Annotated in this window: 17 protein-coding genes; 13 read left to right on the top strand and 4 right to left on the bottom strand. The window is 63.6% G+C overall.

Going from position 1 to position 15,115, the window contains the following annotated elements; genetic code table 11:
• The first annotated feature begins 47 nt into the window (after positions 1 to 47).
• The 4 genes from NKJ88_RS24775 (at position 48) to NKJ88_RS24760 (ending at position 1,864) form a co-directional block, all read left to right on the top strand.
• A complete protein-coding gene (locus NKJ88_RS24775) occupies positions 48 to 203 on the top strand; it encodes a DUF1127 domain-containing protein (RefSeq protein WP_023671409.1) in 156 nt (51 codons plus the stop codon).
• Positions 204 to 343: 140 nt separating this feature from the next.
• Entirely contained in the window at positions 344 to 517 is a 174-nt protein-coding gene (locus NKJ88_RS24770; protein WP_023689840.1) for a hypothetical protein, read from the top strand.
• Positions 518 to 686: 169 nt separating this feature from the next.
• The gene (locus NKJ88_RS24765) at positions 687 to 1,391 is read left to right on the top strand and encodes a Crp/Fnr family transcriptional regulator (protein WP_352445906.1); all 705 of its coding nucleotides are present in this window, start codon (positions 687 to 689) and stop codon (positions 1,389 to 1,391) included.
• A gap of 284 nt (positions 1,392 to 1,675) precedes the next feature.
• Entirely contained in the window at positions 1,676 to 1,864 is a 189-nt protein-coding gene (locus NKJ88_RS24760) for a hypothetical protein (RefSeq protein ID WP_023671412.1), read from the top strand.
• A gap of 22 nt (positions 1,865 to 1,886) precedes the next feature.
• Here NKJ88_RS24760 and NKJ88_RS24755 read toward each other — a convergent pair whose 3' ends face one another.
• The gene (locus NKJ88_RS24755) at positions 1,887 to 2,555 is read right to left on the bottom strand and encodes a sulfotransferase family protein (RefSeq protein ID WP_352445943.1); all 669 of its coding nucleotides are present in this window, start codon (positions 2,553 to 2,555) and stop codon (positions 1,887 to 1,889) included.
• A 341-nt stretch (positions 2,556 to 2,896) separates the two neighbouring features.
• Here NKJ88_RS24755 and NKJ88_RS24750 point away from each other — a divergent pair, with 341 nt between their 5' ends.
• Positions 2,897 to 4,096, top strand: coding sequence for an aminotransferase-like domain-containing protein (locus NKJ88_RS24750; RefSeq protein WP_352445941.1), 1,200 nt, complete (start codon positions 2,897 to 2,899; stop codon positions 4,094 to 4,096).
• A 120-nt stretch (positions 4,097 to 4,216) separates the two neighbouring features.
• On the opposite strand, the gene yghU is transcribed toward NKJ88_RS24750, so the two are convergent.
• The gene (gene yghU / locus NKJ88_RS24745; protein WP_023671415.1) at positions 4,217 to 5,086 is read right to left on the bottom strand and encodes a glutathione-dependent disulfide-bond oxidoreductase; all 870 of its coding nucleotides are present in this window, start codon (positions 5,084 to 5,086) and stop codon (positions 4,217 to 4,219) included.
• Positions 5,087 to 5,516: 430 nt separating this feature from the next.
• On the opposite strand from yghU, the gene NKJ88_RS24740 reads away from it, so the two are divergent.
• The gene (locus NKJ88_RS24740; RefSeq protein WP_023671416.1) at positions 5,517 to 6,428 is read left to right on the top strand and encodes a S1C family serine protease; all 912 of its coding nucleotides are present in this window, start codon (positions 5,517 to 5,519) and stop codon (positions 6,426 to 6,428) included.
• 101 nt (positions 6,429 to 6,529) lie between these two features.
• Here NKJ88_RS24740 and NKJ88_RS24735 read toward each other — a convergent pair whose 3' ends face one another.
• Positions 6,530 to 7,144: a hypothetical protein gene (locus NKJ88_RS24735; RefSeq protein ID WP_023715162.1), complete on the bottom strand. Its 615-nt coding sequence runs from the start codon at positions 7,142 to 7,144 to the stop codon at positions 6,530 to 6,532.
• A gap of 171 nt (positions 7,145 to 7,315) precedes the next feature.
• Between NKJ88_RS24735 and NKJ88_RS24730 the strand changes: the two genes are divergently transcribed.
• The 7 genes from NKJ88_RS24730 to NKJ88_RS24700 all read left to right on the top strand — a co-directional run bounded on the left by NKJ88_RS24730 (position 7,316) and on the right by NKJ88_RS24700 (position 14,156).
• Positions 7,316 to 7,912, top strand: coding sequence for a YdeI/OmpD-associated family protein (locus tag NKJ88_RS24730; protein WP_023693762.1), 597 nt, complete (start codon positions 7,316 to 7,318; stop codon positions 7,910 to 7,912).
• Between the two features lie 210 nt (positions 7,913 to 8,122).
• The gene (locus NKJ88_RS24725; RefSeq protein ID WP_352445902.1) at positions 8,123 to 9,181 is read left to right on the top strand and encodes a GSU2403 family nucleotidyltransferase fold protein; all 1,059 of its coding nucleotides are present in this window, start codon (positions 8,123 to 8,125) and stop codon (positions 9,179 to 9,181) included.
• Between the two features lie 208 nt (positions 9,182 to 9,389).
• Positions 9,390 to 10,598: an ABC transporter substrate-binding protein gene (locus NKJ88_RS24720; RefSeq protein ID WP_023743303.1), complete on the top strand. Its 1,209-nt coding sequence runs from the start codon at positions 9,390 to 9,392 to the stop codon at positions 10,596 to 10,598.
• Between the two features lie 14 nt (positions 10,599 to 10,612).
• Complete coding sequence (locus tag NKJ88_RS24715) at positions 10,613 to 11,401, top strand: ABC transporter ATP-binding protein (RefSeq protein WP_352445900.1); 789 nt, start codon at positions 10,613 to 10,615, stop codon at positions 11,399 to 11,401.
• Positions 11,398 to 12,102 (top strand): ABC transporter ATP-binding protein, encoded by a 705-nt coding sequence (locus tag NKJ88_RS24710; RefSeq protein ID WP_352445898.1) that lies wholly within the window; start codon positions 11,398 to 11,400, stop codon positions 12,100 to 12,102. The genes NKJ88_RS24715 and NKJ88_RS24710 overlap by 4 nt, the downstream gene beginning before the upstream one ends.
• A 178-nt stretch (positions 12,103 to 12,280) precedes the next feature.
• Positions 12,281 to 13,168 carry a branched-chain amino acid ABC transporter permease gene (locus tag NKJ88_RS24705; protein ID WP_023693757.1) on the top strand — a complete coding sequence of 296 codons (888 nt, stop codon included), beginning with the start codon at positions 12,281 to 12,283 and terminating at the stop codon, positions 13,166 to 13,168.
• A 1-nt stretch (position 13,169) separates the two neighbouring features.
• Complete coding sequence (locus NKJ88_RS24700; RefSeq protein ID WP_023727091.1) at positions 13,170 to 14,156, top strand: branched-chain amino acid ABC transporter permease; 987 nt, start codon at positions 13,170 to 13,172, stop codon at positions 14,154 to 14,156.
• Here NKJ88_RS24700 and NKJ88_RS24695 read toward each other — a convergent pair.
• Positions 14,150 to 15,106, bottom strand: coding sequence for a Csu type fimbrial protein (locus tag NKJ88_RS24695; protein ID WP_352445896.1), 957 nt, complete (start codon positions 15,104 to 15,106; stop codon positions 14,150 to 14,152). The two genes, NKJ88_RS24700 and NKJ88_RS24695, sit on opposite strands and share 7 nt — an antisense overlap.
• Positions 15,107 to 15,115: the final 9 nt, after the last annotated feature.

The following is a 15,115-nucleotide window of genomic DNA, read 5'->3' as shown; positions in this document are numbered from 1 at the left end:
CAAGAGCGGGCCTAAGGCAGCGCTCTGCTGCTGCATGGAGGTAACCGATGTTTGAAAGTCTCAGCAGAATTCGCGCTGCCCTGGCGCGCGCCAGCAAGCACAGGAAGACCGTGCGCGCACTGAATGCGCTGCCGACGGAGATCCAGAAGGACATTGGCTGGACGGAGTCGAGGTCGATCGATGAGATAAGGCTGCCGTTCTAGGGCCGCATCCAGCGTCGCTAATATATCGCTCGCCATCGATTGTTCGGAAGCGTACAGTGCAGCATCGTCGGCCACATCAATGGGCGCTGACGCTTGGGAGCGACCATCGCACTCCTGCCCCGACAGGAGGCATTGGAGCCATGGCGGAGCAACCGAGACAGTCCGGTCTGAGCGCCGAGGCGCTCGCGGCCTTGGCGCGGGAAACCGGGGCCTCCGAGCAGCAGATACAAGAGATCGCATCGCTGATCGGCAACGATCGCTCGTCCATCGTGCGCGAAGCGCGCATGGTTGCGGCTGACCGCCCGAAGCGCTGATCCAGGAAAGCTGCTGGATTGATCCATGGGGCGTCGCCCCTGATTTGTCGGTTTTGTACGAAGTACAATGGCTGAATCCGAGTCAGCTATCGTCCAATGACCGTTTGCATTTGGGCAGGGCGCCGACGGCTGGGAGATGACATGTGCTCTTGCCCTTGGGGAGAGAGCGATGGACCAGTCGGTCAGCAAGGAGAAAAGCGGCCTTTTGCGCCGCATGAACCCGGCCGACTTCGCACTGCTTGCGCCGCATTTGCACCATCGTGTGCTCGATCTCAAAGCCCCGCTCGAAATGGCGGGCGAGCCGGTCGCCTCGGTATGCTTCCTGGAAAGCGGCCTGGCCTCGGTGGTGGCGAGGAACCGGCCGGGCCTGGACACCGAGGTCGGCATCATCGGCCACGAAGGCATGTCGGGCTCCGCTCTGGTGATGGGCGCCGACTGGGCGCCCCATGATTGCTACATGCAGATGCCGGGCGAGGCGGTGTGCATCGATTCCGAGCCGTTCAAGGCAGCGTTGCAGAAAAGCCCGACGCTTCGCGCCTTCCTGCTGCGCTATGCCCATTATCTGCACGGCCAGACCAAATCCACTGCGCTGAGCAATGCCCGCGCCAAGCTCGAGGATCGGCTGGCCAGATGGCTCCTGATGTGTGACGACAGGTTGGTCGGCCATCAGATCCAGATCACGCATGAGTTCCTGTCGGTCATGCTCGGCGTCAGGCGTCCGGGCGTCACCATCGGCCTGCAGATCCTGGAAGGGCGCGGCCTGATCCGGTCGCGGCGCGGCGAGATCGTCATCCGCGACCGGGATGGCCTGATCGCCGTCGCCGACGGCTTCTACGGCCAGGCCGAGGCCGAATACGAACGCCTGCTGGGCTGAGCCTGGCAGGGCTGGAAATGGCCGACGCGAATGCCGGTGAAAGCATGTTGCCAGAGCCGCGCCGGCCATTTGCGGCCATCTGGGGAGAGGCCGCCCGGCAAATCTAGCATCGGCGCAAAAGCGGGCAACGAACCGCAATCGCTTGGTAAAAACCGTACAATCGAATTGTGTTGAACCTTGGTTCGGCAAGAGTATGAATCTGCTGTCGTCGACCATGTATATGGGGCGCTGGCGCCTGAGGCTTCGACAGGCCCGCCCGCCCGATGTGAACGGGGAAAACCGAAATGGCAGAACTGCTTTTCGATGTATCCGCCTTCGATTGCGCCATCCTGCGCGCCGCCTTCATCAAATCGGTGATGGAAGACAATGTCCCGGAAAAGCGGTGGCGCGCGCTCGCCGCTTCCCTGGTTCGCGACCTGACCGACCACGAAGACGTCGAGCCGGATCTCCTCGGCTGGATCACGCGCAAGTAGCGGTACCCTGATGGTCCGGCGGCTACCCCAGCCACCACCACAGCGCCGCGATCACCGCAAGCACCGCCGCCACCGACAGCCCCAGCATGATGTAGCTGCCGTTGATGATGTCGCGGATGATCTTCTTGACGCTTTCGCGGTCGTTGAGGTTGGGGAAAGGCTCGTTGGGCAGCGCCACGCCGAGGAAGCCGCAGAGCGGCGCCCAGCCATCGCTGACCTTGAACACCAGAAGCTTCTCCCGCGGCACGGCCGCTATCACCTCCTCGGTATAGGCGTTGTAGCGCGCCACCGCCTTGGCGCGGTCGTCCATCACGCCGGCAAGCGTGCGGCCCCAGATCAGCCTGTGCGACATGTCGCCGAATTTGCGGCCGAACGGCGTCAGCCATTCCAGCACCTTGAACTGCCACAATGTCTCGGTGAAGTGGATCGTGTCGATGGTGCTGTCGTACCAGGCCTCGGCGCCGCGCGGATGCAGGGTGAGCAGCACCTTGGCGTCGGGATAGGCGGCCATCAATTCGCGCCACACGCAGCATCCCGGATTGTCGACCGTCGCCTTGTAGTTGGCAAAGACTCTGGTCCAGTCGTGCTGGCTGCCGGGCGGGCTGTTGGCCACCTTGCGCCAGAAGTCGAGATGGCCCTTGTTGGCCTTGTTGAGGATGACTTCCTGCATGTGGTAGCTGGGAAGGCCCAGCCTGTTCAGCGCGGCAAAGGTCGACCATGTGCCGGTGCGGCCGAATCCGGCCCGATGAGCTCAAGCGCCATTTTATCTCCCCTGGTTGAGACCGCTTTTCTTTTTATGCCGGTCCGCTCGGAATGAGGTTGCATCCGCGCCCCTCGGCGCGCAACAATTTTCCCTGTGCAGGGGTCAAAATGTGTTTGCTTTTTCGTCTGGGCCACGCGGAATGACGGTCTGGCTATTCCCGCGGGTGGGGGAGCCTGATAATAGGTCAGCCAGATTGACCTAAATTCGCATGGCCGGGACGGTTATGCTGGACCAGATGCCGTATCCCGGGAGGTTGGCTCGTGAGTTTGATGGACCTGTTGGCGTCGCGCGCCTCGCGCATGAAGGCGTCGGAAATCCGCGAGCTGCTCAAACTGCTCGACCAGCCCGATATCATCTCCTTTGCCGGCGGCATCCCCGATCCGGCCTTGTTTCCGGCGCAAGCCATCGCCGATGCTTACGCCTCGGTGCTGGGCGGCGCGGAGGCGAGCGCAGCACTTCAGTATCAGGTCTCCGAAGGCTATCTGCCGCTCAGAAAATGGCTGGCGGGCCAGATGGGCAAGCTTGGCATCGCCTGCGACGAGCACAACATCTTCATCACCTCCGGCTCGCAGCAGGCGCTGGATTATCTCGGCAAGCTGTTCCTGTCGCCGGGCGACACAGCACTCGTGACATGGCCGACCTATCTCGGCGCGTTGCAGGCCTTCAACGCCTATGAGCCGCGCTACCACCGGCTGACGCCGGATGGCGGCAACATGACGCCCGCCGCCTACCAGGCGGCGGCTGCCGCTGCAGGCGGCAAGGTGAAATTTGCCTATCTCGTGCCCGATTTCGCCAACCCGACCGGCGAGACGCTGAACCGCCAGCAGCGCGAGGCGGTGCTCGACCTTGCCGGCGAGCTCGACATTGCCGTCATCGAGGACGCCGCCTATCGCGCGCTGCGCTATGACGGCGAGGGCCAGCCGCCGATGCTGGCGTTCGACTGCGAACGCTCAGGCGGCATCGAAAACGCCCGCACGCTCTATTGCGGCTCGTTCTCCAAAATCCTGTCGCCGGGCATGCGCGTCGGCTGGGTCTGCGCGCCGCGCCGTGTCGTCGAGCGGCTGGTGCTGATGAAGCAGGCGTCGGACCTGCACAGCCCGTCGATCAACCAGCTGGTCATGCACCGCGTCTCCGAGGCCGTGTATGACGGCCAGGTGGAAAAGCTGATCGGCGCCTACCGCCAGCGCCGCGACGGCTTGCTTGCAGCACTCGAAGCGGAAATGCAGGATGGCGTCAGCTGGAGCCGACCGGAAGGCGGCATGTTCGTCTGGCTGACATTGCCTGAGGGTTCGGATGCCACGGCGCTGCTCGCCCGCTCGGTCAAGGAAGCCCGCGTGGCGTTCGTGCCGGGCAACGCATTCTACGCCGACGGTTCGGGACGCAACACGATGCGGATGAGCTTTACGCTCGCAGATGAACGCGCCGTGGGTGAGGGCGTGCCGAGGCTGGCGAAATTGATGAAGGGCTAGGCGCCCTACCTCCCCCTTGTGGGGAGGTCGACCGAAGGTCGGGTGGGGGTGCTTGGCGCCGACCCCCACCCCGATCCGCTTTGCGGATCGACCCTCCCCACAAGGGGGAGGGTAAAAAAGTCACTCCGCCACCACCAATTTGTCCTGCGTCTTCGTCTCGAAATCGCTGGCGTCGTGGCGCTCGTGCAGTTGCATGGCGGGGTCGCCGAAGGCGCGGTTGACCATGCGGCCGCGTTGCACGGTCGGGCGGGCGTCGATCGCCCTGGCCCAGCGTTGTACGTGCTCGTAGTCCTGCACCGACAGGAACTCGGCGGAATCATTGTACATGCGGCCGAGCGCAAGGCCGCCATACCAGGGCCATACCGCCATGTCGGCGATCGAATAGAAGGCGCCGCCGAGATATTCGGTCTCGGCCAGCCGCCGGTCGAGCACGTCGAGCTGGCGCTTGGTCTCCATGGCGAAGCGGTCGATGGCGTATTCGAACTTTTCCGGCGCATAGGCGTAGAAATGGCCGAAGCCGCCGCCGAGATAGGGCGCCGAACCCATCTGCCAGAACAGCCAGGACAAGGTTTCCGCGCGCGCCGGCTGTTCGGTCGGCAGGAACTCGCCGAACTTTTCCGCGAGATAAAGCAGGATCGAGCCGGACTCGAAGACGCGGACAGGCGTCTTGCCGCTGCGGTCGAGCAGCGCCGGGATCTTGGAGTTGGGGTTGACCTCGACAAAGCCCGAGCCGAACTGGTCGCCATCGTTGATGCGGATCAGCCAAGCGTCGTATTCGGCGCCCTTGTGGCCGAGCGCCAGAAGCTCCTCCAGCATGACAGTCACTTTGACCCCATTCGGCGTCGCCAGCGAATAGAGCTGCAGCGGATGCTTGCCGACCGGCAGCACCTTGTCATGCGTCGGACCGGCAATAGGCCGGTTGATGCTGGCGAACGTGCCGCCATTGGCTTTCTTCCAGCTCCAGACTTTCGGCGGGGTGTATTCGGTCATGCGGGAAATTCCTTGGGTTTGGCGGGGCGAAAACGACTTGCGCGACGGCGCGAGACTGATGGCGGAAAAGTCGGCGGAACCTAGATACGGGAACACATAGGTGCAATTCAGAAAGGTTCAACTTGTGTTGAACTATTATCGATGTCGGCGCCGCCCCTCATCGCCCTGCCGGGCACTTCTCCCCGTATAGTGACGGGGAGAAGGACGCTGTCGCCTACTGATTTCCCCAATTGCCAGCGTTGCCAAGAGCGCCGATGTTGCGGCCATCTCCCTTCTCCCCGTCGCTATACGGGGAGAAGGTGCCGGCAGGCGGATGAGGAGCAGCGCCAGCCTCTGAAATGATTGCCTTGTTGCCTAAGCCCTTGCGCCCTGTGCAGCGCGGCATACCTATAGAGGATACTGCCCACGCATAATCTGCCAGGATGAAAGCATGCCCATCGATCCCGTTTCCCCGCTCTTGCGCTCCGTCGTTGGCGTGCGCGCCATGGTTCCCGACGATGCCTTCACGGCCAATGCCCTGGGCACGCGCCGGGAAGGCAGCGGCGTCGTTATCCGCGGCGACGGGCTGGTGCTCACCATAGGCTATCTCATCACCGAGGCCGAGGAGGTCTGGCTGACCGACCAGGACGGCCGCGTCGTGCCGGCACATGCGCTGGCCTATGACCAGGAGACAGGCTTCGGCCTGGTGCAGGCGCTGGCGCCGCTCGGCCTGCCGGCGGTGGCGCTGGGCGACGCCTCGAAGGCCAAGATCGGCGACCCCGTGGTCTTTGCCGACGGCACCGGCCGCTCGGTCAAGGCGCACATCGTCACCAAGCAGGAATTCGCCGGCTATTGGGAATATCTGCTTGACGAGGCGATCTTCATTGCCCCGGCGCATCCGTCCTGGGGCGGCGCGGCGCTCATCGGCCAGGATGGCAGCCTGCTCGGCATCGGTTCGCTGCTTTTGCAGATGAGCCGCAACGGCGAGGTCGCCGACATCAACATGGTCGTGCCGATCAACCTTCTGACCCCGATCCTCGACGATCTGCTGACGCGCGGCCAGGTGGCGAAGCCGCCGCGCCCATGGCTCGGCGCCTTCTCGGCCGAGTCGAACGGTGCGGTCGTGGTGATGAGCGTCGCGGAAGGCGGCCCCGCCGCCAAGGCCGGCCTGCGCCAGGGCGACATCATCTCCGACGTGCGCGATGGCGAGGTCGACGGTCTCGCCGATTTCTACCGCAAGCTATGGCAGAATCCGGCGGGTTCGGAGATTCCTCTCAGGGTCGTGCGTGACGGTCGTGAGACTTGGCTGCGAGTGAAATCCGCCGACCGAAACAGCTTTTTGAAGAAACCGCATCTGCAGTGAAGATCGCGGGATAAACGTGGCTGACACTGGCCGGTGCGTTGGCGGGACAGCAGCCCCCTTGCCGGCCATCTCCCCCACGAGGGGGGAGATTGGCTGCCCCCTCAATCCCCGCATACCCTAAAAGGCGTCCCCGTGTCCCACTCCGCGAAGGGCACGACCTGGCCTTCGACAGACACGATACTGTTCACCTTGCTGTCATCATCCTGCGTCTGCATACTTTTGCCCTTGCCGGTCAGCACGTCGTAGTCGCAGCTGCTGTAGACGACAACGGACTGGTATTTGTAATGGTCATAGGCAACGCCGGCGACGACGAAGGCCTCGTTGCGCCAGGCGATGGTCAGCGTCATGTCGGTCCGCTCGCCGGGGCCGATCAGCCCCGGCAGATAGATCTTGATCGAGCCGTTGGGCAGCAAGGTCAACTCCGGTTCGATGCCGGAGCCCTCATAATGCGGCTGGTCGTAGTCGTTCCATTCGCCGTAGACCTGCTCATGCACGACGCCGGCGGGTTTCAGAAAATTGTACTTTTTGTCCCTCAGGAAGAAATGCATGTCCATGGTATCGTCTTCGGGCTCGGTCTCGACGATCATCGCCAGATCGGCGGCGCCGTCCCCATTGAAGTCGCCGGTCAGCGCGGTGATGATCTTCTGGGTTTCGATGGGTTCGGCGAGCGCCGAGGCCGGCAGCAGAAGGATGAGGCCGAGTAACATCGATCGCATGGCATTTCCCCCGAATTGCAGTCTGCCTTGCCCGGCTCGACCAGCCGGGAAACTGCCATGAGCGCCGGCTTGGGCGCAAGCCGGCTCGCAATAGGCTAGGGGGTATCGACGCCGCGGACGGAAACTGGCATCGACAGCCGATACAGCCGGCCCGGCAACAACGAGGTGATGATGGCGCCGTTCAAGGTCGATCCCGACAAGGTTCATGAATTCCCCGATCCCGACAGTTTTTACGCCTGGCTGCGCGAAAATCATGCCGGCGAGAGCGAGGTCTGGATCAAGGTCCACAAGGTCGGCTCGGGCCTCGCCTCGATCACGCCGAAGCAGGCCATCGACGTGGCGCTGTGCTTCGGCTGGATCGACGCCATACGCAAGCCGCTCGACGACAAGAGCTTTCTGCAGCGCTACACGCCGCGCGGCAAGAAGAGCATCTGGAGCAAGATCAACATCGACAATGTCGCCCGCCTGGTCGAGGAGGGCCGCATGACCGAACACGGGCTGAAACAGGTCGAGGCGGCCAAGGCCGACGGCCGCTGGGACCGCGCCTATGCCTCAGGCAAGGACATGAAGATCCCTGACGATCTGCAGGCCGCCATCGACGCCGAGCCGAAGGCGAAGGAGATGCTGGCAAAGCTTTCCGCCCAGAACCGGTTCGCGCTGGCGTTTCGAACGCACAACATGAAGACGGAGGCGGGGCGCAGGAAGAAGATCGAGGCTTTTGTCGAGATGCTGAAGCGCGGCGAGACGATCTATCCGCAGAAGCGGTGAGGCGACGGCAAGCGGCTGCCATGGCGCGCGCAGCTAAAAACCCGCGTGTGAGGTTCTGGCCTCCCTTTCTCGGACATAACCTATTGTTTTTACGGTATTTTCCACTCGGCGTGTGGATGATAGCTGCGATAGTGGAAAAACATAGCAAAATATTGTTAATTAAGAGTTTTCCACTATGTTAACTTGATCCTGGCTTAAGAGTGGAAAACGATGCTGAGAGAGTTGACCGGCGAGCAGCGGCGCCAACTCATAGATACGCAACAGGTCTACGAGGCCTGGCAGCGTGCTGATGACCAGCGCCAAAGGCGCTTTGCAGGCAGCATGCGCTGGGTTGAGCGCAGCAGTGCTGAATACCTGCTGCGGAAGGTCCGGCAGGTCGAGAATTCACTCGGGCCGAAAAGCAGCCAGACGGAGAAGGCGTTCGCTGCGTTTTCCGAGGGCAGGGTGCAGAACAAGGATCTGCTGGCAGGTCTGGCCGATCGCCTGAACGGCCTGGCGAAAGTCAATGTGGCAATGGGGTTGGGCAGGGTACCGGCCATCGCCGCACGGATATTGCGGCGGTGCGCCGAAACAGACCTGCTGGGCAAGCAGTTGCTGGTCGTCGGCACGAATGCGCTGTTCGCTTACGAGGCTCTGGCGGGCGTCCAGATCACCAGCGGTCTCACGGCAACCGGCGACATCGACCTGCTCTTCGATTCCCGACGTCGCATCAGCTTCGTGACCGGCGAGAGGGTAAGCCAGTCCGGCCTGATAGGCGTGTTGCGTAAAGTGGACAGGTCCTTCAAGCCGCTCCAGCCCCGGGCCTTCAGGGCAGCGAACCGTGATGGCTATCTGGTCGACCTGATCCGTCCGCAGGCAAGACATGTCCTCAAGAACAACGCCACTACCTCGATTACACAGCTTGCCGACGACCTCGACAGCGCACCCATGGAGGGGCTGCAATGGCTCATCAACGCCCCGAAGGTGGAGGCTGTGGCGATCGATGAGCGTGGCTATCCCGTAAGCATACCGACGGTCGACCCTCGAATGTTCGCTCTGCACAAGGCTTGGCTGGCCACGCGGCCTGATCGGTCTGCGGTCAAGGCAGTGAGAGATCGTGAACAGGCGGAAGCGGCTGCACGCATTGCCACGGGCTATCTTGCGCTTCCGCTGGACAGCGAGCATCTCAAAGGGCTTCCGGGGGCACTGCTGGACGCTGCCGCCGCAACGCTCTCTCTGCCTGGCCCGAGCGGCTTTTCCGAAGACTCTCCAATTGAGCCCGACTGGTAGCGGCCGCGCTAGCACGCCATGCTACGAAAATAGCATTCTCGCCTCGCGAAATGTGATGCTACGGTTCCCGGCGCACCCAGGGCGGAGGGGTTGCCAAGAGGAGAAGTGGCGGGCGCTGGCCCGGATTTCAGCGAGAACCGGACGGAACTGTTGAACCATTGCAAGGCCGCCGCGTTTTCCAGCGTCGGCCACAAGGGAGGAACCACCTGTGAAAGCATCCTATCTCGTCTCAGCCGCGCTGCTTGCGGCGACTGCGATGCCGGCGGCGGCCGGCGAAATTTCCGACGGCAAGGTCAAGATCGGCATCCTCAACGACCAGTCGGGCGTCTATGCCGATTTCGGCGGCAAATGGTCGGTCGAGGCCGCCAAGATGGCGGTCGAGGATTTTGGCGGCAAGGTGCAGGGCGCGCCGATCGAGATCGTCAACGCCGATCACCAGAACAAGCCCGACATTGCCTCCAACATTGCGCGCCAGTGGTACGACACCGAGCAGGTCGACGCGATCATGGAACTGACGACATCCTCGGTGGCGCTCGCCGTCCAGGGGTTGTCCAAGGAAAAGAAGAAGATCGACATCGTTACCGGAGCGGCATCGGCCGACCTGACCGGCAAGCAATGCTCGCCCTACGGTTTCCACTGGGCTTACGATACCCACTCGCAGGCGGTCGGCACCGGCGGCGCGCTGGTGCAGCAGGGCGGCGACAGCTGGTATTTCATCACCGTCGACTATGCCTTCGGCTATTCGCTGAAGGAGCAGACCTCAAAGGTTGTTGAGGCAAGCGGCGGCAAAGTGCTGGGCGAGGTGCGTTACCCCTTGGGATCGACGGATTATTCCTCCTTCCTGCTGCAGGCGCAGTCCTCCGGCGCCAAGGTTATCGGCCTTGCCAATGCCGGCCTCGACACCTCCAATACCATCAAGCAGGCGGCCGAGTTCGGCATCGTCGCCGGCGGCCAGCGGCTGGCAGCACTTCTGTTCACGCTTGCCGAGGTGCACGGCCTCGGACTGCAGGCGGCGCAGGGCGTGGTGCTCACCGAAGGGTTTTACTGGGACCGCGACGACAAGAGTCGCGACTTCGCCGGGCGCTTCTTCAAGCGCACCAACCGCATGCCCAACATGATCCAGGCCGGCACCTATTCGGCGGTGCTGCAATATCTCAAGGCCATCGACAAGGCCGGCACCGACGAGACCGAGGCGGTCGCCAAGCAACTCCATGAAATGCCCGTCGACGACATCATCAACGCCAACGGCAAGGTACAGGCCGACGGCTCGATGGTCCACGACATGTATCTCTACCAGGTCAAGAAGCCCGAGGAGAGCAAGAAGGACTGGGATTACTACACCTACCTTGCGACCATTCCGGGCGACAAGGCCTTCATCAAGGCTGAAGACAGCGGCTGCCCGCTCGTCACCAAGTGACGCTGGCGCAAGCCGTGGCCGTCCAGCCGGACGGTGCCGAAATCAAGCCGCGGGTGGTGCTCTCCGCCCGCGGCCTGCGGCGCGACTTTGCCGGTTTCGTCGCCGTCAACAATGTCGACCTCGACGTCCATCACGGCCAGATCCATGCGCTGATCGGGCCGAACGGCGCCGGCAAGACGACAATCTTCAACCTCTTGACCAAGTTCCTGCAGCCGAGCAGCGGCAGGATCGAACTGTTGGGCAACGACATCACCCGCACCGCGCCGGCCAGGGTGGCGCGCATGGGCCTCGTCCGCTCGTTCCAGATATCGGCGATCTTTCCGCATCTGAGCGTGCTCGACAATGTCCGCGTCGCCTTGCAGCGGCCGAGCGGGCTCGGCTTCCAGTTCTGGCGCTCGCTGGCCGCGCTTGACCAACTGACTCCACGGGCGCGCGAACTGCTTGCCGTCGTCGGTCTCGACGATGTCGCTCGTCCGGCCGGCGATCTCTCCTATGGCCGAAAGCGCGTGCTCGAGATCGCCACCACGCTGGCGCTCGACCCGAAAGTGCTGCTGCTCGACGAGCCGATGGCCGGCATGGGGCACGAGGATGTCGGCGTCATTTCCGGCATCATCCGCTCGCTGGCAACGGACCGCGCCGTGCTGATGGTCGAGCACAATCTCACCGTCGTCGCCGACCTTTGCGACTGGATCACCGTCATGCAGCGCGGCCAGGTGCTCGCCGCCGGCGACTACGCAACGGTGAGCAACGATGAGCGCGTCAGGGTCGCCTACATGGGGACCGAGCAGGGGAACCGAGCATGAGTGAGCCGATGCTTGCCGCGCGCGATCTCCACGCCTGGTATGGCGAGGGCCATGCGCTGCATGGCGTCAACCTCGACGTTTTTCGCGGTGAGACCGTGACGCTGCTCGGCCGCAACGGTGTCGGCAAGACCACAACGCTGCGCGCCATTATGGGGCTGGTCCGCAAGCGCAGCGGCAGCGTCGCCTTCGACGGCAGCGACCTGATGCGCCTGCCGCTGCATCGTGTTGCCCATCGCGGCATCGGCTTCGTGCCGGAGGAACGCGGCATCTTCGCCACGCTCACCGTCGACGAGAACCTGATCCTGCCGCCGGTGGTGGCCAAGGGCGGCATGAGCGTCGAGGAGATCTTCGATCTCTTTCCCAACCTCAAGGAGCGGCGCAACAGCCCCGGCACCAAACTGTCCGGCGGCGAACAGCAGATGCTGGCCATCGCCCGCATCCTGCGGACGGGCGTGCAGATGCTGCTGCTCGACGAACCGACCGAAGGCCTGGCGCCGGTCATCGTCCAGCGCATCGGCGAACTGCTGGCAACCTTGAAGAAGCGCGGCATGACCATCCTGCTCGTCGAGCAGAATTTCCGCTTCGCCGCGCGCATCGCCGACCGCTTCTATCTGATGGAGCATGGCAAGGTGGTGGAGGGTTTTGCCGTAAGCGAGCTTGCCGCTCACACGCAACAGCTGCACGAGGTGTTGGGGGTATGATGACGACAGCCCACGGCAGTACCCCCACCCCGCTGCTGCGCAGCGACCCTCCCCACAAGGGGGAGGGTGGAGGGCCACCGCCCTACCTCCCCCTTGTGGGGAGGTCGGACCGAAGGTCCGGGTGGGGGTACGTGCCGCACAGACGCATCCCGCTTGCAACACCCTCGGTGACGGCGCCATGACCATGATCTTCGGCATCCCCGTCCAGGCCTTGCTCGGCCAGATGCTGGTCGGGCTGATCAACGGCTCCTTCTACGCCATGCTGAGCCTCGGCCTGGCCGTCATCTTCGGCCTGCTGCGGATTATCAATTTCGCCCATGGCGCACTCTATATGCTCGGCGCCTTCATCGGTTACCTGCTGCTCGTCCATCTCGGCATCGGCTACTGGCCGGCGCTGCTCCTGGTTCCGCTCATCGTCGGCGTCTTCGGCATGGCGGTCGAGCGCGTGGCGCTGTCGCGGCTCTATCGCCTGGATCCGCTCTACGGGCTGCTGTTCACCTTCGGCCTGGCGCTGGTCATCGAAGGCGTGTTCCGTTTCTACTACGGCGTGTCGGGCAACCCTTATGCCGTTCCGGCGCAGCTTGCCGGCGGCACCAATCTCGGCTTCATGTTCCTGCCCAACTATCGCGGCTGGGTGGTGGTGGCCTCGCTCATTATCTGCATCGGCACCTGGCTCCTGATCGAAAAGACCAGGCTCGGCTCCTATCTGCGCGCCGCGACCGAGAATCCGGAGCTGGTGCAGGCCTTCGGCGTCAACGTGCCGCTGCTGCTGACGCTCACCTATGGGCTCGGCGCGGCGCTCGCCGGCCTTGCCGGTATTCTCGCCGCGCCCGTCTACCAGGTCAGTCCGCTGATGGGCTCCGATATCATCATCGTCGTCTTTGCCGTCGTTGTGGTCGGCGGCATGGGTTCGATTCTTGGGGCCATCGTCACCGGCTATATGCTCGGCCTCGCCGAGGGCCTGACCAAGGTGTTCTATCCCGAGGCGTCGAACCTCGTCGTCTTCGTCATCATGGCGATCGTGCTGCTCCTGCGCCCCGCCGGCCTGTTCGGAAGGGACGCCTGAGATGAGCGAGGCAGCCCTTCACGACCAGCGCACCGCCGCCTCCGTGCGGCTTAAGCGGGTATTGCTGGCATTGGCCATACTGGCGCTGATAGCCGCGCCCTTCTTCGTCTATCCGATCTTCCTGATGAAGATGCTGTGCTTCGCGCTGTTTGCCTGCGCCTTCAACCTGCTGCTCGGCTACACTGGGCTGCTGTCGTTCGGCCACGCCACCTTCTACGGCGCCGCCGCCTATTTCTGCGCCTACGCCGTCAAGGCATGGGGCTGGCCGCCCGAGGCCGGCATCCTGCTCGGCACCGCCGGCGCGGCCGTGCTCGGCCTGGTCATGGGCTTCCTCGCCATCCGCCGGCAAGGCATCTATTTCTCGATGATCACGCTGGCGCTGGCGCAGATGTTTTATTTCTTCTGCGTCCAGGCGCCGTTCACCGAAGGCGAGGACGGCATACAGGGCGTGCCGCGCGGGCATCTGTTCGGCATCGTCGATCTCAACGTCACGCTCAACATGTATTTCGTCGTGCTTGCCGTCTTCCTCATCGGCGTCTTCGCCGTCTGGCGCATCGTCAACTCGCCCTTCGGCATGATCCTGCGTTCGATCCGCGAGAACGAGAACCGTGCCATCTCGCTGGGCTATTCGGTCGGCCGCTACAAGCTCGCCGCCTTCGTCATGTCGGCAGCCCTTGCCGGGCTTGCTGGCGCCACCAAGGCGATCGTCTTCCAGTTCGCGACGCTGACCGACGTCACCTGGCAGATGTCGGGCGAGGTGATCCTGATGACGCTGCTCGGCGGCATCGGCACCATGGTCGGTCCTGTCGTCGGCGCCGGCCTCGTCGTCGGCCTGGAAAACACCCTCGCCACCTCAGGCTTCCCTGTGACCATCGCCACCGGCCTGATCTTCATGATCTGCGTGCTGGTCTTTCGCCGCGGCATCGTCGGCGAGATTTACGCGCGCTGGCTGGCGCCGGCCAACGGCGAGGCGGGCCGCGATCAATAGGTGATGGTCACCACCACCGTGTCGGTGTAGACGCCGGCCGAGGGCGTCGTCTGCGGCGGCACGCGGCCATAGACGGTGAGCGCCTGGGCCGTACCGGTTCCGGTGCCGGCCACCGTGCTTCCCGGCGTTCCGGCGTCACCCCAGGGCTGCGAGCGCGCGGCGTCCTTGTAGAGGCCGTAGGTGACCCGCTCGCCGCCCTTCGACATCTTGCGATTGGTCGGCGTGCCGCCTGTCGTGCCGCCATTCAGGGAAACCGTATAGGCGGTCGACGGCGTGCAGGTGACCGAGACCTGGCCGGTGGCATCGGCATTGGCGTCGAGCACGCCCTTGGAGCCGAAATCGATGTTCTGGGTGGCGACCAGGCAGTTTGCCGCGACCGTGGCGTTGATGGTGAAGGTCGGACTGGCGCCCAAGTTGCCCGCGCCGGTGTTGCAGCTGCTGCTCAACAGGGTTGTCCGGGAGCGGAACTCGAGTTGCCCGCCCGAAAATGTCGACAGATAAGTGCCCGGCGGAACGGTCGCCTGGCCGCCGGGAACCCGGCCATAGAGCGTCAGGGTGTCGATTGAGTTGCCGAAGAGATTGGGGCTCAGCAGCAGCGGTGGCGGGCGCGAGGCATAGGCCCAGTTATAGGTGCCCCAGACAACGCTCATTGCGGGGTCCGAATAGAGTTGATAGTTGAGGCTGTTGACGCCGCTCGCCATCTGCCGGGCCGCCGCCGAGGTTGCACCGCCGGTGCCGGCGGCAATATGCGGACAGACCAGGACGGGCAGCAGCAATGGCAAACTGCCGCTGCAAGTCGCGGTGAAGGTGGCTGTCGATGTCGCCGCGGTGCCCGACAGCGTGTCGATGAGGCCGAAATTCAAACTGGTGACGGTGTAACTGCAGCTCTGCGCCCGGGCGAGCGACGGGAGCAGCACCAGCAGCAGGGCGATGATTACGGCGCGCAGCATTTTTCCTCC

Origin of the sequence: Mesorhizobium sp. M0016, from assembly GCF_040324035.1 — a bacterium.
GTDB lineage: Bacteria > Pseudomonadota > Alphaproteobacteria > Rhizobiales > Rhizobiaceae > Mesorhizobium.
This window is presented reverse-complemented; position numbering and strand designations above follow the sequence as displayed.